The following is a 21,344-nucleotide window of genomic DNA, read 5'->3' on the forward strand; positions in this document are numbered from 1 at the left end:
ATGAGCCATGACGCATTCCGTTGCCGCATCGGCGACATGACGATTACACGCATCGACGAAACGGAATTCGGGCTCGCGCCGGACCGGCTCTTTCCCGATTGGGACAACGCGAGCGCGGGCGAGATTCGCCTGCGCACGCATCTGTGGGTGATCGAACGCGATGGGCTCACGTTCATCGTCGATACGGGCATCGGCAACGGCAAGGCGCGAGCCTTCAGCGCGCTCTTCGACCGGCTAGACAATCCCGTGCTCGAACGCTTCGCCGCCGCAGGTTACGATCGTCATGAGGTGGATTATGTGCTGCTCACGCATCTGCATGTCGATCATGTCGGCTGGAACACGCATTGGGAGAACGGACACTGGACGCCCGTATTTCCGAATGCGACGCATGTATTCGGCGAGCGCGAGCGCACGTTCTTCGATCCGCCCGCAGGCGAGCCGCGCCGCATGGTCTATGAGGACAGCGTGCTGCCGCTGATCGATGCGAAGCTCGCGCGCACCGTTCCCGACGAAGGCGCGACGCTCATCGAAGGCGTCCGCTTCCTGCCGACCTTCGGGCATAGCGCGGGCCACATGGCGATCGAGATGGAATCGAACGGCGAGATCGCGATATTTTCCGGCGATGTCATGCACAGCCCGGTTCAGGTCGGCAAGCCGCAATGGAACTCAGTGTTCTGCCTGCAACCGGATGAAGCCCGCGCGTCGCGCGAATGGTTGCTGAGCCGCGCGGCCGAACATTCCAGCGCGATCTTCACCGCGCATTTTCCGCGCACGTCCGCTGGCAGAATCGAGAAAACGATGGACGGCTTCGCGTGGAGCTGGCTCGCCGCATCCGATTGACGCGGCCCCGATCCCCACTTTGCTCATCCCCCGAAAGGAGGGTATTCGACGCTTGCGAGTTCCGTGACCATAAGGACTTAATAAATTCCTTAAGAACGCGGCATGAACCGCAGAAAAACCCGGCTCACGGACGCCCGACGACTCGCCCTCACCGACGCCGACATCGCGCATCTGCGTGTCGCGATCGAATCATCCGTGCGTGACGATCATCCCGCGCTTCCGCCGGCGTACTGGCGACGTCGTCTGAACAAGCTGTTGCGCGATGAAAATCTTCTGACGACCCAGATGCAACAGATCGTCGAACTCCTCGATCGGCTCGGACCCGCGCAACGCGCAGACGACACGTAGACCCGTTTTCAGGCGACGCCCAGCAGCGCCTTCGGTTCGAGAAACGCCTCGATACCGAACGTGCCGTATTCGCGCCCGATACCCGATTGCTTGAAGCCGCCGAACGGCGCGGCCGGTTCGTGCGCGAGCGTGTTGACGAGCACGCGCCCCGCTTCGATGCGCGATGCCACCGCATTCGCACGCGCGGCATCGGATGATGCGACGTAGGCCTGCAGGCCGTAGGGCGTATCGTTGGCGATCGCGATCGCATCCTCGGTATCGCGATACGCGATGATCGACAGCACCGGTCCGAAGATCTCTTCACGCGCGATGGTCATGTCGTTCGTGACATCGCTGAAGACGGTCGGACGCACGAACCAGCCCGCGCCGATCTCATCCGGACGGCCCGCGCCGCCAGCGATCAGACGCGCACCTTCGTCGATTCCGATGCGGATATACCGCTGCACGCGTTCCCATTGCTTGCGGCTCACCATCGGGCCGATGCTCGTCCGCGGGTCGCGCGGATCGCCCGCCTGAACCTTCGTCACCGCGCTCGCGATCTTGCGCTCGAACTCCGCGAGCCGCGCGTGCGGCACCAGAATGCGCGTGCCGGCAATGCATGCCTGCCCGCTGTTCATGAAGCCCGCATCGAGCGCGAGCGGTACGGCTTTGTCGAAGTCAGCATCGTCGAGCACGATCATCGGCGACTTGCCGCCGAGTTCCAGCGTCACGCGCTTGAGGGTATCGGCGGCGGTGCGCAGAATCGCTTTGCCGACGATCGTCGATCCCGTGAACGACAGCTTCGCGACATCGGCATGCGCGCTGATCTCCGCGCCGACCGTCTCGCCGCGCCCTGTGACGATATTGAACACGCCTGCCGGAAGCCCCGCTTCGTGCAGCGCCTCGGTGACGACGCGCGTCTGCAGCGCGCTCATCTCGCTCGGCTTGATGACGGCCGTGCAACCGGCCGCCAGCGCCGCCGCGAGTTTGCCGCAGATGAAGCCCGCATTGCTGTTCCATGGCGTGATCAGTCCGGCGACGCCGAGCGGCTGCATCACGACTTTCGCCGAACCCGCTTCACGCACGAACGCATAGTCTTCGAGCACCTTGGCCGCTTCCAGCAGCACATTGCTCGCGTGCTGCGCCATCCAGCGAGCCCGCGACACGGGCGCGCCGTACTCTTCGACGATCGCCTCGAAAAGCTCATTTTCTTTCGCGACGACAGCCGCGTGCATGCGCTTCAACATGTCGATGCGTTCACGTGGGTCCGTCCGCGAAAACGCCGGAAATGCGCGCTTCGCCGCCGCGATGGCATGACGCGCGTCTTCGGCGTCGGCCAGGCGCACGCGGCCGATCACCTGTTCGGTAGCCGGATTGAAGAGATCGAAAAGCTCGCTGCCGTGCGGCGTGACGAACGCGCCGTCGATATAGATTCGGTCGATGATCTGCATGATTGATCCGTAAGTCGATGTCCTGATCGCAAAGATAAGGCGTCTGCATTGATTCGACTAGCCGTACAATCCGGCATGACCTCTTGAACGATTTAGCATAATGAAAACGTCCGGGCTCGCCGAACTCGAAGCCGTTCTGGCCGTCGCGCGGCACCGCAGCTTCCGCGCGGCGGCGAGCGAACTGAGCGTGTCGACATCCGCGCTCAGTCACGCGATCGCCGCGCTCGAAGCGCGCATCGGCGTGCGGCTCTTCAACCGGACGACGCGCAGCGTGTCGCTGTCCGAAGCCGGCGCGCAGTTCGTGCAGAACGTCGCGCCCGCGCTGTCGACGATCCGCGATGCGCTCGAGCAGGCCGGCAGCTTCCGCGATACGCCGTCGGGCACGTTGCGCATCAACACGTCGGTGGGCGCGGCGCATCAGGTGATGCCCGTGTTCATCGCGTTCCTGCAGCGCTATCCCGACATGAAGCTCGACATCGTCACCGAGGGACGGCTGATCGATATCGTGACCGGTGGCTTCGATGCGGGCATTCGTCTGCTGGAAACCGTGCCGCAGGACATGATCGCGGTGCCTTTCGGCAGGCGGCAGCGATTCGCTGTCGTCGGCAGTCCGGCCTACTTCGCGCGGCACAAGCCGCCGCGCACGCCCGCGGACCTCGCGGCGCATCGCTGTATCCGCAGCCGCATGCCGAGCGGGTCCATCTATCAGTGGGAATTCGAGCGGCACGGCGAACCGGTACGCATCGACGGCGACGGTGCGCTGACACTCGACGAACCGGGCCTGATGCTGGCGGCGGCGCGCGCGGGACTGGGTCTCGCCTACTTGACCGAATGGAACGTCGACGCGGATCTCGCGGCGGGCACGCTCGTGCGCGTGCTCGAAGACTGGACGCCGCCGCTCGACGGACTGTGTCTTTATTACCCGGGGCGGCGACATGTGCCCGCCGGGCTGCGCGCGCTGACTGAGATGATCCGTGACCATGCCGACGCGAACAGAAAGCGCGCGGCGCCGAAAAGGAAGCGCGGGCGCGTCAATTCAAAGGCTTAACGCCGCCATCAGTTTTGTTTATCGCGATTACCTCGTCGAATTCGTCGATCACGGTTTGAAGAAGTCTCGCCGCGCAAGGTTTTCTCGCGCGTCGCGGGCTGCCTCGCAACGTGCCGTCGGGACGATCCCACTGGTTAACCCTTTCTTTCTGCGCCGTTCGAACGGCGTACGTTCGGAGGCGCGGGCAAAGGGCGCACGGTGCGCCGAGCCAAACGCGTCATCAATCCAACGACAACGATGAGGGGTTCTCAAGAGTGAAACGTCAACTGAAGCCATTGAGTGCGGGCGTGCTTGCCTATGCGGCGATGATCGCGACTCCGGCCTGCGCGCAAAGCAGCGTCACGCTGTACGGTATCGTCGACGATTCGATCGTCTATCAAAGCAGCCAGACCAATCTGGCCAAGACGAACCCGGGCCGCTCGAACGTCAAGATGGCCTCGGGCATCTGGGCGGGCAGCCGCTTCGGCCTGAAGGGCGCTGAAGATCTCGGCGGCGGCAACAAGGCGATCTTCCAGCTGGAATCGGGCTTCGACATCAACAGCGGCGGCCAGCAGTTCACCAACGCGATGTTCGGCCGCCAGGCATGGGTCGGTCTGACGAACCCGGGCTACGGTACGCTGACCTTGGGTCGCCAGTACACCTCGTACTACACGCTGCTTTCGCCGTATAGCCCGACGAACTGGCTGACCGGCTACTTCGGCGCGCACCCGGGCGATCTGGACGGCCTCGACACGATCTACCGCGCGAACAACTCGATCGTCTACACGTCGCCGAAGCTCTACGGCTTCACGGTGAGCGGTTCGTACTCGCTGGCCGGCGTGCCCGACAGCGTGTACCAGGGCTCGACCTGGTCGGCGGCGATCCAGTATCAGCAAGGCCCGATCGGCGGCGCGGTGGCGTTCTCGCGCATCAACAACGCGGCCAACGGCGGCGGCATCTACAGCGGTCAGTCGACCACCATCAACGATACGACGAGCACGACCGGCGCCGGTCAGCCGGGCGTGTCGGCGGTCACCGCCGGTTATCAGCGCGCGCAGGCTCAGCAGCGCTTCGCCGTTGCGGGTGGCTACCAGTTCAACAGCGCGTGGGACATCTCGGTCACGTACACGAACGTTCAGTACATCCCGGGCACGAACTCGCTGTTCACCGACGAAGCCGTGTTCAACACGGCCGGCACGGTGCTGCACTGGAAGGCGACGCCGGCATGGGACTTCGCGGCGGGCTACAGCTACACGTGGGCCAGCAAGGCGAACGGCATCAACGATGCGGCTTCGTACCACCAGTTCAACCTCTCGCAGTACTACTCGCTCTCGAAGCGCACGGGCCTGTACGCGCTCGAAGCGTTCCAGCGCGCGAACGGCAACACGCTGGCAGTTCCGTCGGGCACGACGTCGAATCGTCAGACGGCGGCCAACGCGACCATCGGCGATGGCTTCCAGAGCGCGCCGTCGGCATCGCGCAGCATGTTCGCAGCGGGCGTGGGCATCATTCATCGATTCTGATTCGGATTACGAATCACCAAGTCATTATCTTTTCTTCGCTCGCGCAGCAATGTGCGGGCGAGGCTCAGTTGTACGCCATCGAAATGAAGTCAGGGAGATAACCATGAGAGCTCTGGATTCCGGGCGGTTGCTTGCCGTATTGGCGGCCTGCATCGTGACCGTGGTCGTCGCAGCGTGCGGCGGCAGCGGCAGTGACGCCACAAGCAGCGACAGCACGTCCAAAACACCATTGGCCGTCGTGAAACCGGTCGTGGACTGTTCGAAGCTGGCATCGACGGATATCACCGATATCGGCGGCGCGGGCAGCACGATCAGTTCGGCCACGGTGACCGCCGCGACCGTCAATGGCGCGAGCGTGAACTTCTGCACGGTGAAAGGCACGCTCGCCCCCTCGAACACCTTCGAAGTCGCGCTGCCGGTCGACTCGTGGACGCAGCGCTTCGCGGAACTGGGCTGCGGCGGTCTGTGCGGCAACCTGAGCGATCCCACCAAGCAATCCTCGTTCAGCTTCAGCTATACGTGCCCGCTCGTGCAGCAAGGCGGCTTTGTCACGGCGGCGACCGACATGGGCCATTCCGGACAGGACGCCACATGGTCGAGCGATCCGCAAAAGCAGGCCGATTTCGCTTATCGCGGCCAGCACATCACGACGCTGGCGGCCAAGAAACTGATCAAGGCTTACTACGGTCAGGAGCAGAAGTATTCGTACTTCGTCGGTTGTTCCGATGGCGGACGTGAAGCGCTGATGGCCGCGCAACGTTATCCGTCGGATTACAACGGCATCGTCGCGGGCGCACCGGCCGCGCACTTCCAGATTCAGAACTCGCTGTATCACGGCTGGAACGTCGAATCGAACAGCACGACGGGCACGAGCGCCGGCAAGGCCGTGCTCTATGCCGACAAGGCTCAGGTGCTGCACAAGGCGGTCGTCGCCGCGTGCGGCGGTCAGGCAGGCGTCGCCGATGGCCTCATCGCCGATCCGCGCACCTGCCATTTCGATCCCGCGACGATTCAGTGCGCGGCCAGCGCGTCGAGCACGAGCAACTGCCTGACGGCGCCGGAAGTCGATACGGCGAAGAAGCTCTACAGCGGCCCGACCGATGCGGCCACCGGCATGCTGATGCTGGGCGGCTCGCCGCTGTATGGATCGGAGGCGAACTGGATCGGTGTCGAAGTACCGACGTCGAACTCGACGGACGCGCCCGTGCCCGTGTCGAGCATCTTCAGCTACATGATCGTGACCGGCGCCTACAACCTGATCTTCACCGGCTCGCCGACGATGCCGAACATCGATACCTTCGGTTATCACGACGCGAGTTTCTACCCCAATTATCTGCAGACGAACCACGCGCTCAACGATGCGACGAGTCCCGATCTTTCGGCGTTCAAGAACGCGGGCGGCAAGCTGATTCTGTGGCACGGCTGGGCCGATCAGCACATTTCGCCGCTCTTCACGATCCGCTACTACCAGGCCGTGAAGGACACCATGGGCGAAGCGAGCGCGAATGAGTTCTCGCGGCTGTATCTGGTGCCGGGCGTGGGTCATTGCGGTGGCGGCGAGGGCTTCCCGAACATCGATCTGGTTTCGCAGATCACGGGCTGGGTCGAACAGAGCGCGGCGCCGAATGCCGTGATGACCTATCAGACGGACGCGACGACGACCAAGGTGACGGCATCGCGTCCGGTGTATCCGTATCCGGCTGTCGCGAAGTTCAGCGGCAACGGCGACTGGCACGACGGCGCGAACTGGAGCCAGGGCGCACCGCTGTATAACGATCCGGCGCCTGCGTGGGCGGGGTCGGCGTTCTATACGACGTATAGCCCCAAGACGCAGGGGGTGGCGGCGCCGTAACTCGTTGGGAGCGCGCGCGGCGTCTGCGCACTATCATGATCGAATCGTCGCGACATGGGTCGATGCGGGCCTCAGTCCGACGATTCGTCAAGGAGGACGTCACATGTTCCGCCATCGCATCCTCGGGACGTTCGTGCTGGCTGTTGTCACGCAGGCATCGGCTGCGTCGAGCGATGATTTTTCCGGAACGGTCGATATCGGCGGGCGCGCGCTCTATCTGGAATGTCGCGGCCATGGAAGTCCCACGGTGATTCTCGAAGCGGGCGCGCTCGGCCGTGGCGATGTCTGGAGCCGTGACAAACTGCAGCCCGCCGGCGCGCGGACGATGGTGCTGCCGGGCGTCGCCGTCTTCACACGGGTATGCGCGTACGACCGGCCCGGCACACTGCGCGAGGTCGATCCGAAACTCGAGCCGAACGGTCCGCAGTTCGAACCCAGCCGCAGCACGCCCGCGCATCAGCCGCGCACGACGCGCGACAAGGTGAACGATCTGCACGCGCTGCTCACGGCCGCGAAGATACCCGGCCCATATGTGCTCGTCGGCCACTCGGCGGGCGGTCTCATCTCGCGCCTGTACGCCACTACGTATCCCGACGATGTCGTCGGCATGGTCCTGATCGACACGACGCCCGAGAACGTCTGGCTGCGTTTTCACGAAGCGCTGGCGCCCGCGCAATGGGAAAAGTTCGAAGCGCTCACCGTGAAAAATCAGGAGTTGCTCGACGCGTATCCCGAAGCGGAACAGTGGTGGACCGCGCCGCTCTCCGACGACGCTTCGACCCGTCAGGTGCGCGAGGCGAGAGCACGCGCACCGATGCGCCCGATGCCGCTCTTCATCCTCGGCCATGGCATTCCGTTTGCCGCGCCGTTCCCCGGATGGCCGGCGGACAGAATGGAAGCCATCATGAGCAATCTGCGCAACGATCTGGGAACGATGACGCCCGACGCGAAAGTTGTCGTCGCCAAGCAGAGCGGCCATGACATTCATCAGGATCAGCCCGAGCTTGTCATTGCCGCGATCCGGCAAGTGGTCGATGCAGTGCGTGATCCAAAGACATGGCGCGTCGCGCCCTCAACGTAGAAGCCGTTGCTGCGGAACGAATTAAAACAGTACAGACCGTTCCCCAGATCCCGGCACAAGCAAGATGTTTTTTCTGCTGTTCGGTTTACTTCTACATCAGAACAAAGTAACCTTTCCTCGCTGATTCAAGCCCGGCGGATACTTGCCCCCGGGGTGAGAAGCAATCGCCCTCAAGTCAGAAATTTTGACTTCGTCGAAACACACTCGCTGCACATGTTACCGATGACCTAGCGTCATCGAGCGCTAGCCGCGCATCGTGCCGGCCGCCTTTCTTCAACTGCGGCCGGTCGTTCGGATCACTAAAGACCTTTCGCGAAGTCATCGGAAGCGCATGCGCGCGGCCTGGTGCTCGCATCGTCTCGTCCACCGCCGGGAAACGCCTACTCTCGTCTTCGCGAGATCGCACCATTATTTTCGTCATCCTAATTGATATGAAGAATCGATCCTTCTCCTCGCTCGGCGGACTTATCGCCACGGCAGTCCTGATGAGCGCGCTGCTCGCCGCATGCGGCGGCGGCAGCGACAGTGACGGCGCCGCCGACACCGCCGCAACCGGCAAGAGCGCCGCGTTGCCGAAGTCCACTGCAAAATCGGCGAGCGGTAATGGCTCGATCTTCTACGGCATGAACGGCCATAACACCAATGGCGGCGCATACGACTTCACGAGTCCGCAGACGCAGCTTGCGCAGCTTCAGGAACTGGGCGCAACGATCTATCGCAACGACGTGTACAGCCAGACCTCGGCGAACATGCTCGCCGGCATTGCGAAGACGATGGCGGACGGCGGCGTGATGGTGTATCCGGTGATGCTGCTGACCCTCAACTACGACAGCGAAAGCGACGCCTATAACGCCGGCTACAAGCTCGGCCAGCAGACCGCGAACAGCTATCACTACACGTACTACGAGGTCGGCAACGAACTGGAGGCGAAGGCCCTTAACGGCAACGTCGACGGCACCGTCTGGTATCAGTACGACAACTGGTCGTACATGCTCGCACGCGGCGTGATTCGCGGCATGATCGCGGGCGTGAAGTCGGTCGACGGCTCTGCGAAGATCGTGCTCGGCGGCACATGGCTGCACACCGCCTTCTTCCAGATGCTCGCCGATGGCTCGCAACCCGACGGCACCTGGGGCCATCCGACCGTTAACTGGGACGTCACGTCCTGGCACTGGTATTCGAGCCAGGGCGATATCACCCACGCATGCGGCGGCACGGGCTGCCACGATGTGCTCCAGACGCTGCACGACATGGGCAAGCCGATCTGGATCAACGAGTTCGGCGTGCGTCCGGACTACGGCTCGTACAACCAGATCGCCAGCTACATGACGGGCAACACGATGATGGCGCAATTCGCGAGCGTCGCGTCGAAGTACAACATTCAGTCGATCCAGGCCTTCCAGCTCTACGACGACAGCGAAGGCGACTACGGCCTCGCCGAGGGCGACGGCATCACGAAGAAGGCCGCTTACTGGGCGTACAAGGACTTCGTGCAGAACCACCCGATGTGACGTATCGGCGGTAAGAAACGGAAAGGCGCGCGCTTTAAAGCAGGCGCGCGCACCCGCCGTTATCGCGGTTTGCGAGAACCGGATAACGACGAGGGAAGCCATGCAGATCAACAGTGCGACGACGACTGCCTACACGAGCGCCGATGCGCCTGAATCGCGCCGGCCTGCCCCTGCCGACGCCACGACCGACGACGCCACCTCACAGCCGACCGATGCGCCGTCGTCGATGAAATCCTTCGCATATGGCGCGCTCGGTCTCGAACGTCCCGAAGTGCAGGCGACCGATACGAACGGCTTCTACACCGCAGGCAAATGGGTCGCAGCGGCCGTGACGATTGGCGGCATCGTGTCCCTGTTCGTTTGATGACCGCACTCGTGAATTAATACCTGGAAATAACTTGCCGGATTGGCGCTTTGCTCCGCATATCGAATCGCGGCGCAGCGCGGGAAGATCTCGATGCGCGCTGTCTGCACACGACAGACCGCCTCTTCCCTCGACACTACGCCAAGCCATGCAAGCACACCTCTCACGCACTCCCAGCCTGCTCTCCTTGCGCCGCGCGCTCGTCGCCGTAGCGCTCTTCGTGCCGATGCTGTCCGCCTCCGCCGAGGATCTTCCGGACGTCTGTTCCGCGCTGAAGACCATCGTCGATGCACGCTCGTTCGACACGCTCGCCAAAGACCGCGCGCTGCTGCCAGCCGGTTCGCCCGGCCAGGGCACCTGCAAGGGCAGCGCGCATGCCTATGACTGCCGCTGGCGCGCGCACTGGGGCGCGGATGGCATCGTCGCCGATCCGTTGCAGGAACTGGGCGCGGATATCGCTGCCTGCTTTCCCGATGTGCGTCACGACGTGAACACCGCGACGCGTCAGCATTTCGCGCTGCGCGACACCACTGACAAGCGCGTGACGATGACCGCGACGATCGAAGCGCCGAACACGTTACGCCTGCGCATCGTGCGGTGAATGGGACTGGAAGGCTCATCGTGCGCGCGCTCGTCGCTCTCGGCGCTGGCGCGCTTTCAGGCTGCACCTGGACCCTGATCACGGCAGCCGATGCCGCGGGCTCTCTGGTGCAGGCTGGCTTCACGGTCGCATCGAGCTATTCGTCGCCGACCTCGGTGACGGGCGCGCCCGCCGCGCTGCAATCCGTGTGCATCGAACTGAATCAGACGGTTGCGACCGGCGACTTCGTGCCCGGGCTGCAAGTCGCCTTGCAGCGGCGTGGCGTGAACTCGATGGTCTACAACCCCGGCACGTCGCCGCCCGGTTGCGAGGCGATGCTCGTGTACAACGCGACCACGCGCTGGGACAAGCGCGCGTTCAGCAGCGAGCCGATGTCGTATCTGTCGGCGATCGATCTGACGCTCCTGCGGCAAGGGCAGATTCTCGTGACCGCGCGCTACGACACGAATGGTCTGAACATAGACCGCTTCGCGAGCGCGCGGCAGAAGCTAGACGCGCTGGTCGACCGCATGGTGGTGTCGCGCGCGCCCTGACGCTTTCCTTACCGCATCTTTCCGATGCGATCGCGCGCGTGAAAGCGATGCTAATCTGCCTTCGCTGTAGCTGTTGACCGATCCCTCTTGCGGCTCGCCGGTGTCCTTCTGGCGGGCCGTCTTTTTTTGGAGGTCATGCGAAGGCTTTTCCGTTATCGGCGGGCAATGCTAAAGTTCGGAAAGTGGTCGGACCAGTGAGGCATACCCATGCATGACGAGAGCCAGGAAGACGCGTTGCAGATTGCTGACGCCGTCGCGGGACGCATCGAAGGGCTGATCGTCGACGGCGTGCTGAAACCCGGTCAGGCGCTGCCTTCCGAACGGCGGCTGACAGCGAAGCTCGGCGTGTCGCGGTCCGCCGTGCGGGAGGGGCTGAAGGTGCTGCGCACGCGCGGGATCATCGAAACTTCGCATGGACGCGGCTCGTTCGTCGCCGCGCTGACGACGCAACCCGCGCTCACGCCGATGATGCATCTGCTCGGCTCCCAGCCACGCACGCTCTACGACATTTTCGAAGTGCGCGAAATGCTCGAAGCCGAATCCGCGCGTCTTGCCGCGCTGCGCGGCACGCAGGCGGATTTCGCGCTCATCACCCGCCGATACGAGGAAATGCTCGCGGCCAACGCAAGCGACGTAGCCGAATCGACGCGCGCGCGGCTCGACTATAACTTTCACCTGTCGATCAGCGAGGCATCGCACAATCCCGTGCTCGTGCATACGCTGAGTTCGCTCACGGATCTGCTGCTGAGTTCGGTCTTCGCGTCGGTCAACAACCTCTACCATCGCGAGGCGCAAAAGCGCGTCATCGACAAGCAGCACGCGCGTCTCTACAAGGCCGTGCTCGGCAAGCAGCCGGAGCAGGCGCGCAAGGCCGCGAGCACGCATATCACCACGACGACCGCCTGCATGCGGGAAATCGAGGCGGAGGAGCAGCGTCTGGTGCGGGCTACTCTGCGTCTGAAGGGCTGGCAGTGATCCAGCGCCGCGCCCGAGCGCACGGACGTGCACAAGCCGGCGCGCCCTCGCCGACATTGATTCGCGCGGAAAACGCCTCCTGGCACGACAAAAAGAAGTGGTAGGACCAGTGGTTCGACGTCTCGACAGTCTCTTACTGGCACGGAACAATGCGCTCCAGCAAAGCCAGTAGCGGCGACAAGCCGCACGATTCAGGAGACTTCACGATGAACCCGCACACCCCGACTCTCACTGCCACCACGGCGCCAGACAACGCGACCTACGCGAAAGTGACCTGGCGTCTCTTGCCCTTTCTTTTCATCTGCTATGTCGCGGCCTATCTGGATCGCGTCAATGTCGGCTTCGCGAAGCTGCAGATGCTGAGCGACCTGAAGTTCAGCGAGTCGGTGTACGGGCTCGGCGCGGGGATTTTCTTCATCGGCTATTTCCTGTTCGAAGTGCCGAGCAACATCCTGCTGCATCGCGTGGGCGCGCGCGTGTGGATCAGCCGCATCATGGTGACGTGGGCGCTGGTGTCGGCGGCGTCGCTGTTCGTGAAGACGCCAGCGATGTTCTATACGTTGCGCTTCCTGCTCGGTGTCGCCGAAGCCGGGTTCTTTCCCGGCATCGTGCTCTATCTGACCTACTGGTATCCGTCGACGCGACGTGGCCGCATGAACGCGCTCTTCATGATCGGCATTCCGGTGGCGGGCGTGGTCGGCGGTCCGCTGTCGGGCTGGATCATGCAGGCGTTCAACGGCGTCCACGGGCTGTCGAACTGGCAGTGGCTGTTCCTGCTCGAAGCGCTGCCGTCGCTCGTGCTCGGCATCCTCACGCTGTTCATGCTGCCGAACGGGATTCGCGCGGCGTCGTGGCTGAACGAGCAGGAGAAGCAGCTTCTCGAAGCCAACATCGCACGCGATGAACCGGCCGGCGCGGATCATTCTCTGAAGAGCGTGGTGTCGAACGGACGTGTGTGGCGGCTCGCCGCGATCTACTTCTGCTGCATGATGGGCCTCTATGGCGTGAGCTTCTATCTGCCGACGCTCATCAAGACGGCGGGCGTGAAGAACGCGCTCGACGTCGGCCTGTTCACCGCGATTCCTTATGCGGTCGCGATCGTCTCGATGATTTTCGTCGCGCGCAGTTCGGACCGTCGCAGCGAGCGGCGCTGGCATCTCGCCTTGGCGGGCGTCGCTGCCGCTGCGGGCTTCTATGCAAGCACGCTCCACACCGGCAATCTCGCGCTCGCACTGATCACGCTGTCGGTCGGCACGGCGGGTGTGTTGTCGATGATGCCGGTTTTCTGGACCTATCCGAGCGGCGTGCTCACGGGCGCCGCCGCCGCCGCCGGCATCGCGATGATCAATTCGATCGGCAATCTCGCGGGCTTCGTCAGCCCGTCGATCATCGGCTGGATGAAGGACGTCACGCACAGCACGAACGCGGGTCTGATCGTCGTCGCCGGGGCGCTTGTCGTCGGCGCGGTTCTCACGCTCACGCAGCGCGCGACCGATGCGTCGGCGGAATCGTCGTCTTCCGAACCGCACCGGGCTTGAGGCCGCCATGTCCGTGATCGCTCCCTCCGCCCTTGCGTTCGGCGAATCGCGCAGAAGCCTGCTTGCGTCGCTTGGCGATATCGTCGGCGCGCGCAACGTGCTCACCGGCGATGCACCGACGCGCCGCTATCGCACCGGCTACCGCTTCGGCACGGGCCGTGTGCTGGCGGTGGTGCGCCCCGGCACGCTCGTCGAACAATGGCGCGTGCTCGTCGCGTGCGTCACGGCGCGCACGATCGTCATCACGCAAGCGTCGAACACGGGCCTCACCGGCGGCTCGACGCCCGACGGCGACGGCTACGATCGCGATGTCGTCATCGTCAGCACGACGCGCATCCGCCGCGTCCATCTGATCAAGGACGGGACGCAGGCGGTCTGCATCGGCGGCACGACGCTCGATCAGCTCGAACGCGCTTTGAAGCCGCTCGGCCGCGAGCCGCATTCGGTGATCGGCTCGTCGTGCATCGGCGCGTCGGTGCTGGGCGGCATCAGCAACAATTCGGGCGGCTCGCTCGTGCATCGCGGACCCGCCTACACGGAGATGGCGGTGTTCGCCGCCGTCGATGCAGCGGGCGTGCCGCGCCTCGTGAATCACCTGGGCATCGAACTCGGCGGCACGCCCGAAGAGATCCTGTCGCGCATCGAGAACGGCACGTTCACCGATGCCGATGTCCGCGAAGGCGCGGCCGCATCGGATCACGACTACGCGACCCATGTCCGCGATATCGATGCGCCCACGCCCGCGCGCTTCAACGCCGATCCGCGCCGGCTCTTCGAGGCGTCGGGCTCAGCCGGCAAGGTGATGACCTTCGCGGTGCGTCTCGACACCTTCGCGGCCGAGCAAGGCGCGAAGGTGTTCTATATCGGCACCAACGACACGAGCGTGCTGACGGACATCCGCCGCCACGCGCTCGCGAATTTCACGCATTTGCCGATCGCGGGCGAGTATCTTCATCGCGATGCGTTCGATGTCGCAAGGAAATACGGCAAGGACCTGTTCGTCATCATCGACAGGTTCGGCACGGACCGGCTGCCGCTCTTCTTCAGTCTCAAGACGCGTTGCGACGCGTGGTTCGAGCGTCTCGGCTTCATGCCGAAGCACCTGAGCGATCGCGTGCTGCAGTGGGTCAGCGAGCGCTTGCCGGATCATCTCCCCGCGCGGCTTGCGACGTATCGCGAAGAGTACGAGCATCATCTGATGCTGAAGGTGCCCGCAACGGGCATCGATGAAGCGCGTGCGTTTCTGTCGACGCGTTTCGCGGATGGTGGCGGCGCATATTTCGAATGCAGCGATGAAGAAGGCCGCAAGGCATTCCTGCATCGGTTCGCGGCGGCGAGCGCGGCGGTGCGCTATCGCGCGGTGCATCATCGCGAGGTCGAAGATATCGTCGCGCTCGATATCGCTTTACGGCGCGACGACCGCGAGTGGTTCGAGAATCTGCCGGCGAAGATCGAGCGCCCCATCGTGCTGAAGCTGTATTACGGGCACTTTCTGTGTCATGTGTTTCATCAGGACTACATCGTCATCAAAGGCAACGACTGCCTGGCGCTGGAACACGAGATGCTCGAATTGCTCGATGAGCGTGGCGCAGAGTATCCCGCCGAGCACAACGTGGGGCATCTTTATGAGGCGAAGCCACAGCTTGCGGCGTTCTATAAAGAGCTCGATCCGTGCAATTGCTTCAATCCGGGAATCGGGAAGATGTCGAAGTTCGCGGCGTATCGGGAGCGTGCGGGCGAGGCTTGAACGTCCTCTCTACGCGACCATCTTCACCCGCAACATCGCCACGTCCGCATTGCTGACCGACAAACCCTGCGCCAGATAATTGCTCAGCGTGCCGAACCCGCGATGCATCTCCTCGAACGCCGCTTCGAGCGTCGCGCTCTGCGCCTGATAAAGCGGCGCGACCGTCTGCGCATCCGTCCCGAGCCGCGCCGCATGCGCCTTCACGCGTGCGTCGATGTGTGACTGTGCCGCCGTGTTGGTCAACAGATAGTCCTGAATGATCACGTCGAGCGGCACATCGGCGATGGAGAGCAACAGCGCGGCCGCCCAACCCGTGCGATCCTTGCCTGCCGTGCCGTGCATCACCTGCGGCCCCGCAACGCGCGCAAGCCGCGTCAGCAGCGCACCGAACTGCAGGCGCGCGACCGGGTCCATGACGAGCTGACGTTGCTGCCCGATCATCCACGCGCTGGCCGCCGCCGCGTCGCGAGGCATCGCCGCGGCGGCGTCGATCGGCGCGACTTCATGCGTCTCGCGCACGGCGTTCGCCGGCACGCGATCCGGCGCTAACGCTGTCTCGCTCACCACGCGAAGATCATGCACCGCGCGCAACGACAGCCGCGCGAGCGCAACCGCATCGGCATCGTCGGGCGTGAGCGCGCCCGCGCGATAGAACACGCCGCGCCGCAGCCGGTTTCCATCGACGGTCGGATAGCCTTCGCCCATGCCCGCCACATCGCGGAAGTTTTCGATCGAAGCGAGCGTCGGCGTCGCCGTCACGGCCTGATCGTCGCTCGCGCCGCCGCATGCCGATAGCAGCGCGCCCGCGCCGAACGTGGTCGAAAGCAGCGCGACACGCGCGCCGCCATGAATGAAAGCGCGTCGCGACATGGGCGCCGCACGCGTGGACGAAGCAGGCATCATGTTTCTTCAAAGGGAATGACGATGCGTACGATCAGCCCGCCGCTCTCGGCGTTGCCGATCTCGCAGCGGCCACGCTGCTCGCGCGCCAGCCGCTCGACGATGGTGAGCCCGAGCCCGCAATGACCGTTGCCGCTGCGCGCGGGGTCGAGCCGCACGAACGGCCGCAATGCGTCGTCGAGGCGTTCGTCGGGAATGCCGGGACCGTGGTCGCGCACTTCGATCAGCCAGTTGCCGCCCCTTCGCGCGGTGCGGATCTCGACGGGCGGCTCGCCATGCTCCAGCGCGTTGTCGACGAGATTGGTCATCAGACGGTCGATGAACGTGCGCGGCAACCTGAACGCCTCGCCCGCGTCGAGCGAGAGCGCGAACAGCGGCTCGTCGCCATCTTCGGGCGACGCGAACTGCTCCGCGATGAACGCATCGACACCGGTATCGCTGCTTTCCGAAGTCGAGCGGCCCGCGAATTCGAGGAACTGCTGAACGATGCGCGTCATCGAATCGATATCGCGCAGGAAATGCGCGCGTTCGCGCTCGTCCTTGGCGAGCACGCTCGCGCGCAGCGACAGGCGCGTGAGCGGCGCCTTCAGATCGTGCGCGATGCCGGCAAGCATCACGGCGCGATCGTCGTCCGTGTCGATGAGCTTCTTCATCATCTGGTTGAACGCGCCGATCAGTTCGCGCAATTCACGTGGACCGTTTTCATCGACGGGAACGGGACGCTCGCCGCTCCCGAAGCGGCGCGCCGCCTGCGCGACACGCGCGAGCGGCCGCTGCAACTGCCAGGTCGCAAAGAGCGAGAGCACGAGCGCGCCGGCGAGCAGCACGACCGCCTCCGTCATGAAGGGCGCGGGCGGCGGCAAGTCGATCGGCGTGACGATCCACACATTGCTCGACGGATAGCGCACCCAGAGCCGCGACTTGTTGCGCGCGTCGATATCGACGGCGATCTGCGAGCCCTCCGGCAAGCCATCGGCGATCTGGCGCGCGAGATGCGCGTGCCGCGTCTTGCGGGCATCGCGCAAGGTGAGCGGCTCGGGCATGTTCCACACCGGCACGATATGCACGCGCGTTTCGCGCATCAGCCGCCCGCCGAGCGCGACATCGTTATGCGCGGCCTCCAGCACGATCAGCAATGCGCGCGCGTAGCCATCGGCTTCGCGGTGCGGACCCTGCACGTGGAGAATCGCGAACCATCCGCCCTGCAGCGCGAGCAGCACGCACACGGACACGAGCGCCATGCGGCCGAACAGCGTGTCGATGAAACCGCGCGGCGCGCGCGCGGCCTGCCAGAGACCCGGACGCATCGCGGTCAGGTCCCGAAGCGGTTCGATGTCGGGCTGTCGGTGTCGGGCACGAACACGTAGCCTTGCCCGCGCACGGTCTGCACGTGACGCGGATTCGACGGATCGTCCTCGATGATGCGGCGCAGACGCCAGATCGGCACATCGAGCCCGCGATCGCGAAAAGCGAGATCGTCGCGATGCACGAGATCGTGGATCAGCACGCGCGAGAGCACCTTGTACGGATGCTTGATGAAGACCTTGAGCAGCGCGAACTCGCTGTCGCGCAATGCGATGCGTTCGCCGCCGCGCAGCAGCGAGCGCGTTACGAAGTCGACTTCGAAGCGGCCGAAGCGTTCGCGCGGCGCGGGCTCTGGACGGCTCGGCGCACTCGCGCGCCGCCGCAGCACCGCCTCGATGCGCGCGAGCAGTTCACGCGGATCGAAGGGCTTGGCGAGATAGTCGTCCGCGCCCGATTGCAGGCCCGCGATCTTCTGTGGAACGCTGTCGCAGCCCGTGACGAAGATCACGGGAATATCCTCGCCCGCCGCGCGCAAATCGCGCAGCGCGCGCAGGCCATCCGTGTCCGGCATCATGATGTCGAGCACGACGATGGACGGACGTTCGAGCTCCAGCCGCCGACGCAGCCCGCCGCCGTCGTGCAGCACGGACACGTCGATGCCTTGCGCATTGAAGAAGTGGCGCAGCAGGTCGCGCACCGCGGAGTCGTCGTCGACGATGAGAACCGATATGGACATCTCAAAATTCTATTCGGAGGTTATTCCCAATCCGCGCATCGCGCGCTTCGCGCGACATTACGGATTCTTACGGAACGCAGTTTCGCGGGCCGCGACGTTGCAAAGCACGCGCGTGCGATTCCCGTTCGAAGCCGTGCGCACGCGCTATTCGACTGCGCATTGCGCGTTGAAACACGCCGTAACGGAAAGAAATGGAAAGTTCTCGACCGTCGCGAGCGCGTGCGCGCGGCGCTTAGAATCCGTGCATGACTCCACATGTACTGATGGTCGACGACGACCCCGTCGTGCGCGATCACGTTCGCGACTATCTGCAGCAGCACGGCTTCGACGTGTCCGTCCTGAGCGACGGCACCGGTCTGAGACGCCGCGTGCAGGCCGAGCGTCCCTCGATGATCGTGCTCGACGTGATGATGCCCGGCAAGGACGGCATCAGCGCGTTGCGCGAATTGCGCAATGCTCACGACGATATTCCCGTGATCCTGCTGACAGCGCGCTCGGACGTGCTCGACCGCGTGATCGGGCTCGAACTCGGCGCGGACGATTATCTCGGCAAGCCCTTCGATACGCGCGAGCTGCTCGCGCGCATCCGCTCTATCCTGCGGCGCCGCGAGAGCGCGTCGGCGTTCACGGCAGGCGCGCCCGAGATGCGGCCGGCGTATCGCTTCGGACCGTTCGAAATGGACTTCAGCGCGCGTGAATTGCGCCGCGATGGCGAACGCATCGCGCTGCGCTCGGGCGAATTCGCGCTGCTCAAGACGCTCGTCAAGAACGAGATGATCGTGCTCACGCGCGCGCAACTGAACGAGAAGCTGCGCGGCAACGGCGCGCATCGCGATCGCAGTCTCGATGTCGCGATCTGGCGTCTGCGCCGCCTGCTCGAGATCGATCCGTCCGAACCGCGCTACGTGCAGACCGTCTGGGGCCAGGGCTATATCTTCGTGCCCCACGGCGATCCGACGGCGGCCGGGCGCATCGCAGCGCGCGTGGAAGTCTGAGGCGCGCGGCGTCATCGTCAGAAGGTCAGCACGCTCATGAAGAGACGTTGCAGCCAGCCCATCGTGGTCGAATCGGCGAGCATGCCGACGCCCGCCTGTTCGATGCGCGCATTGGCCACCTTGTTCGACGCGACGTAATTGCCCGCCTCGATATCCTTCGGATTGACGATGCCCGAGAAGCGCAACTGATCCTGATTGCCGCTCATCGCGATGATCTTGTCGCCCGCGACCACCAGGTTTCCGCCTGGCAACGTGCCGATTACCGACACCGCGAGCGTGCCGCTCATCGCCGACAGATTGCTGGTGCTGCCGTTGCCCTTGAACGACGTATTCGCCGAGCCGACGTTGAACAGGCGCGCCAGCCGCGCCGCCGCGCCGCTCGATTTGTCCGCGGCCTCGGCACTGATGCTGCTCGCGCGGCTCGCGCTGGCGTCGGCGGAATTGCTGCCCTGATACGACTCCGCGAGGCGGATCGTCAGCACGTCGCCGACTCGCTGCGCACGGGCGGTTTCGTAGAGCGAGACCGAACTGCCCGCCTGATAGATCGCGCCCAGCGTATTGACGTTGACCGGCTGCGCGACGGCCGGCGCATAGGTCGGCATCTCGACGACGGAACGCGACGACGAGCACGCGGCAAGCGCAAGCACCAACGCCGCGCAGGGCAATGACGTCAGTTTCATGAACAATCCTCTCCTTTGATTCAGGGCGTGTCCTGCACGGAGGCAAGACGCCAGCGGTCGGCCGTTTCGCGCAGCCACGATTCGTAGGCTTTCAGGCGATAGATCACATGCGCCGAGGCCGCCGCACCGTTCGCTTCCAGCGTGATCGAACTCGTCGCGTTCTCCCACGTTCGCGTCCTGTAACCGTTCGCGCGATCGACGCGGCTTCGGCCGAACTTCGACGACAGCGCTTCGGTAAAGTCATCGACCACCCGCGCATCGATCACGAACGCCATGCGATACAGTCGCGGCGACGCATCGCCTGGCATCGCCGCGAAACGCAACACGTGATCGCGCGAAGGCGCGCCGTCCACGACGGCCTGCGATGCGCTCCATCCCGCCTGCGTGCGATGCGCCCACTTGCACGCGATCGACAGGCTGTGCGCGTCGCGCAGCACCATGCCGAGCGAGGCCGCTTCGAGATCCGTATCGCACACGGCGACGCTGCCGGGCGGCGTCGCGCGCGCGGGTTCGTCGCGGCGGAACGCATCGAGCGAAATGCCGAGCGGCAGGCCGCGAAAATCGAATGGCTTCTGTGCGGCGGCGAGCGCGGGCATCGCCATGCAGACGCAGGCCGCGCCACGGATGAAGGTTCGCTTCATATCAGTCGATAGCTGTTGCGCACGCATCGAAGGGTGTGGACGCGGCATGGCCCACGACCGGCACGATCTTCAGCGCGGCCGATGTCACTCGGCACGGCAGCGCGGCGAGCGCGCAACCGTCGAGCAGGAACGGGCACGCCGCCACGGCCGCGCACACGAGCGCGAAACGCAAGGATGTCGCCATGATTCACGCCGTCGTATCGACGTGATTGCCGAGATGCGCCGGGTTGACCGGCGCGGTCTTGGCGTTCGTGTTGCCGGTTTCGGTGGTCGGGGTATCGGTGCTGCGCTTGATGGGCAACGTGTGCGACGACGCCTGCGTCGCGTGGGGTGTGCTCGGGCCGGTGACGTTCATGCTGCGCGCTCCTTGAAGATGAAGAACCGTTGCGAATTGCAACGTCAGCGATCTTCCGTGAGCGCGCATATTGACGATCGCGCGAGAAAAACACACTTTTCGCGAGTGCTTACGAGGCGTTACGCGACCGTTACCAGTTCTTCCCGGCGTCGAATCCATTCGATGTTGCGGCGCAACGCGTGGCGCGAGATGGTATGACTGTTTCAGCGCAAAAAGCGGGTTAACGTGAATAAAAAGTGGCCGGATAGCCTCATATAGTCAATCTATCTCGCCGCCCGCCAAATCGACAGTGGAAAACCCAAATACCGGAATTGCCGGTATGGCGACGGGATGAATAGAACAACGAATTAACAGGTTATTCC

General features: G+C 64.1%; 22 protein-coding genes. 14 read left to right on the forward strand and 8 right to left on the reverse strand.

Translation table 11 applies throughout. The features are described 5' to 3' along the window. Together NK8_RS39710 and NK8_RS39715 are read left to right on the forward strand one after the other, a co-directional pair. Window positions 1-840: an MBL fold metallo-hydrolase gene (locus NK8_RS39710; protein WP_213234136.1), complete on the forward strand. Its 840-nt coding sequence runs from the start codon at window positions 1-3 to the stop codon at window positions 838-840. A gap of 102 nt (window positions 841-942) precedes the next feature. Continuing rightward, window positions 943-1,188 (forward strand): hypothetical protein, encoded by a 246-nt coding sequence (locus NK8_RS39715; protein WP_213234137.1) that lies wholly within the window; start codon window positions 943-945, stop codon window positions 1,186-1,188. Window positions 1,189-1,196: 8 nt separating this feature from the next. Here the strand turns inward: NK8_RS39715 and NK8_RS39720 are convergent, their stop codons facing one another. Next, window positions 1,197-2,618, reverse strand: a complete 1,422-nt coding sequence (locus NK8_RS39720; protein ID WP_213234138.1) for an aldehyde dehydrogenase family protein — start codon at window positions 2,616-2,618, stop codon at window positions 1,197-1,199. A 100-nt stretch (window positions 2,619-2,718) separates the two neighbouring features. On the opposite strand from NK8_RS39720, the gene NK8_RS39725 reads away from it, so the two are divergent. From NK8_RS39725 to dld, 11 genes are all read left to right on the forward strand, one after another. After that, on the forward strand, window positions 2,719-3,666 hold the full coding sequence (locus NK8_RS39725) for a LysR family transcriptional regulator (protein ID WP_213234139.1): 948 nt from the start codon (window positions 2,719-2,721) through the stop codon (window positions 3,664-3,666). Window positions 3,667-3,971: 305 nt separating this feature from the next. Continuing rightward, a complete protein-coding gene (locus NK8_RS39730; protein ID WP_213234530.1) occupies window positions 3,972-5,168 on the forward strand; it encodes a porin in 1,197 nt (398 codons plus the stop codon). A gap of 103 nt (window positions 5,169-5,271) precedes the next feature. After that, complete coding sequence (locus NK8_RS39735; protein WP_213234140.1) at window positions 5,272-7,020, forward strand: tannase/feruloyl esterase family alpha/beta hydrolase; 1,749 nt, start codon at window positions 5,272-5,274, stop codon at window positions 7,018-7,020. A gap of 103 nt (window positions 7,021-7,123) precedes the next feature. Next, window positions 7,124-8,101, forward strand: coding sequence for an alpha/beta fold hydrolase (locus tag NK8_RS39740; RefSeq protein WP_213234141.1), 978 nt, complete (start codon window positions 7,124-7,126; stop codon window positions 8,099-8,101). Window positions 8,102-8,532: 431 nt separating this feature from the next. Continuing rightward, on the forward strand, window positions 8,533-9,612 hold the full coding sequence (locus tag NK8_RS39745) for a glycosyl hydrolase (protein ID WP_225936650.1): 1,080 nt from the start codon (window positions 8,533-8,535) through the stop codon (window positions 9,610-9,612). Window positions 9,613-9,712: 100 nt separating this feature from the next. Further along, the gene (locus tag NK8_RS39750) at window positions 9,713-9,976 is read left to right on the forward strand and encodes a hypothetical protein (protein WP_162069247.1); all 264 of its coding nucleotides are present in this window, start codon (window positions 9,713-9,715) and stop codon (window positions 9,974-9,976) included. Window positions 9,977-10,124: 148 nt separating this feature from the next. Next, a complete protein-coding gene (locus NK8_RS39755; RefSeq protein ID WP_213234142.1) occupies window positions 10,125-10,577 on the forward strand; it encodes a hypothetical protein in 453 nt (150 codons plus the stop codon). Continuing rightward, window positions 10,574-11,110 carry a hypothetical protein gene (locus NK8_RS39760; RefSeq protein WP_213234143.1) on the forward strand — a complete coding sequence of 179 codons (537 nt, stop codon included), beginning with the start codon at window positions 10,574-10,576 and terminating at the stop codon, window positions 11,108-11,110. Before NK8_RS39755 ends, NK8_RS39760 begins: the two co-directional genes overlap by 4 nt. Before the next feature lie 207 nt (window positions 11,111-11,317). Continuing rightward, a complete protein-coding gene (glcC, locus tag NK8_RS39765) occupies window positions 11,318-12,085 on the forward strand; it encodes a transcriptional regulator GlcC (protein ID WP_213234144.1) in 768 nt (255 codons plus the stop codon). Between the two features lie 206 nt (window positions 12,086-12,291). Further along, window positions 12,292-13,623, forward strand: a complete 1,332-nt coding sequence (locus NK8_RS39770; RefSeq protein ID WP_213234145.1) for an MFS transporter — start codon at window positions 12,292-12,294, stop codon at window positions 13,621-13,623. 7 nt (window positions 13,624-13,630) lie between these two features. Continuing rightward, complete coding sequence (gene dld / locus NK8_RS39775; RefSeq protein ID WP_213234146.1) at window positions 13,631-15,370, forward strand: D-lactate dehydrogenase; 1,740 nt, start codon at window positions 13,631-13,633, stop codon at window positions 15,368-15,370. A 9-nt stretch (window positions 15,371-15,379) separates the two neighbouring features. On the opposite strand, the gene NK8_RS39780 is transcribed toward dld, so the two are convergent. From NK8_RS39780 to NK8_RS39790, 3 genes are read right to left on the reverse strand one after another with little or no spacing between them, the layout of a single operon-like run. Continuing rightward, window positions 15,380-16,240 (reverse strand): tyrosine-protein phosphatase, encoded by an 861-nt coding sequence (locus NK8_RS39780; protein WP_225936651.1) that lies wholly within the window; start codon window positions 16,238-16,240, stop codon window positions 15,380-15,382. A gap of 29 nt (window positions 16,241-16,269) precedes the next feature. After that, entirely contained in the window at window positions 16,270-17,577 is a 1,308-nt protein-coding gene (locus NK8_RS39785) for an ATP-binding protein (RefSeq protein ID WP_213234148.1), read from the reverse strand. A gap of 5 nt (window positions 17,578-17,582) precedes the next feature. Continuing rightward, window positions 17,583-18,311 (reverse strand): response regulator, encoded by a 729-nt coding sequence (locus NK8_RS39790; RefSeq protein ID WP_213234149.1) that lies wholly within the window; start codon window positions 18,309-18,311, stop codon window positions 17,583-17,585. Window positions 18,312-18,556: 245 nt separating this feature from the next. Between NK8_RS39790 and NK8_RS39795 the strand changes: the two genes are divergently transcribed. After that, entirely contained in the window at window positions 18,557-19,306 is a 750-nt protein-coding gene (locus NK8_RS39795) for a response regulator (protein ID WP_162069256.1), read from the forward strand. A 17-nt stretch (window positions 19,307-19,323) separates the two neighbouring features. On the opposite strand, the gene NK8_RS39800 is transcribed toward NK8_RS39795, so the two are convergent. The 4 genes from NK8_RS39800 to NK8_RS39815 are packed head-to-tail and all read right to left on the reverse strand — an operon-like array spanning window position 19,324 to window position 20,982. Further along, window positions 19,324-19,986, reverse strand: coding sequence for a flagellar basal body L-ring protein FlgH (locus NK8_RS39800; protein ID WP_213234150.1), 663 nt, complete (start codon window positions 19,984-19,986; stop codon window positions 19,324-19,326). Between the two features lie 20 nt (window positions 19,987-20,006). Continuing rightward, window positions 20,007-20,627, reverse strand: a complete 621-nt coding sequence (locus tag NK8_RS39805) for a hypothetical protein (RefSeq protein WP_213234151.1) — start codon at window positions 20,625-20,627, stop codon at window positions 20,007-20,009. Window position 20,628: 1 nt separating this feature from the next. Next, window positions 20,629-20,811, reverse strand: a complete 183-nt coding sequence (locus tag NK8_RS39810; RefSeq protein ID WP_162069259.1) for a DUF6726 family protein — start codon at window positions 20,809-20,811, stop codon at window positions 20,629-20,631. A 3-nt stretch (window positions 20,812-20,814) separates the two neighbouring features. After that, window positions 20,815-20,982: a hypothetical protein gene (locus NK8_RS39815; protein WP_213234152.1), complete on the reverse strand. Its 168-nt coding sequence runs from the start codon at window positions 20,980-20,982 to the stop codon at window positions 20,815-20,817. Between the last annotated feature and the right edge of the window lie 362 nt (window positions 20,983-21,344).

This window comes from Caballeronia sp. NK8, from assembly GCF_018408855.1.
Lineage (GTDB): Bacteria > Pseudomonadota > Gammaproteobacteria > Burkholderiales > Burkholderiaceae > Caballeronia.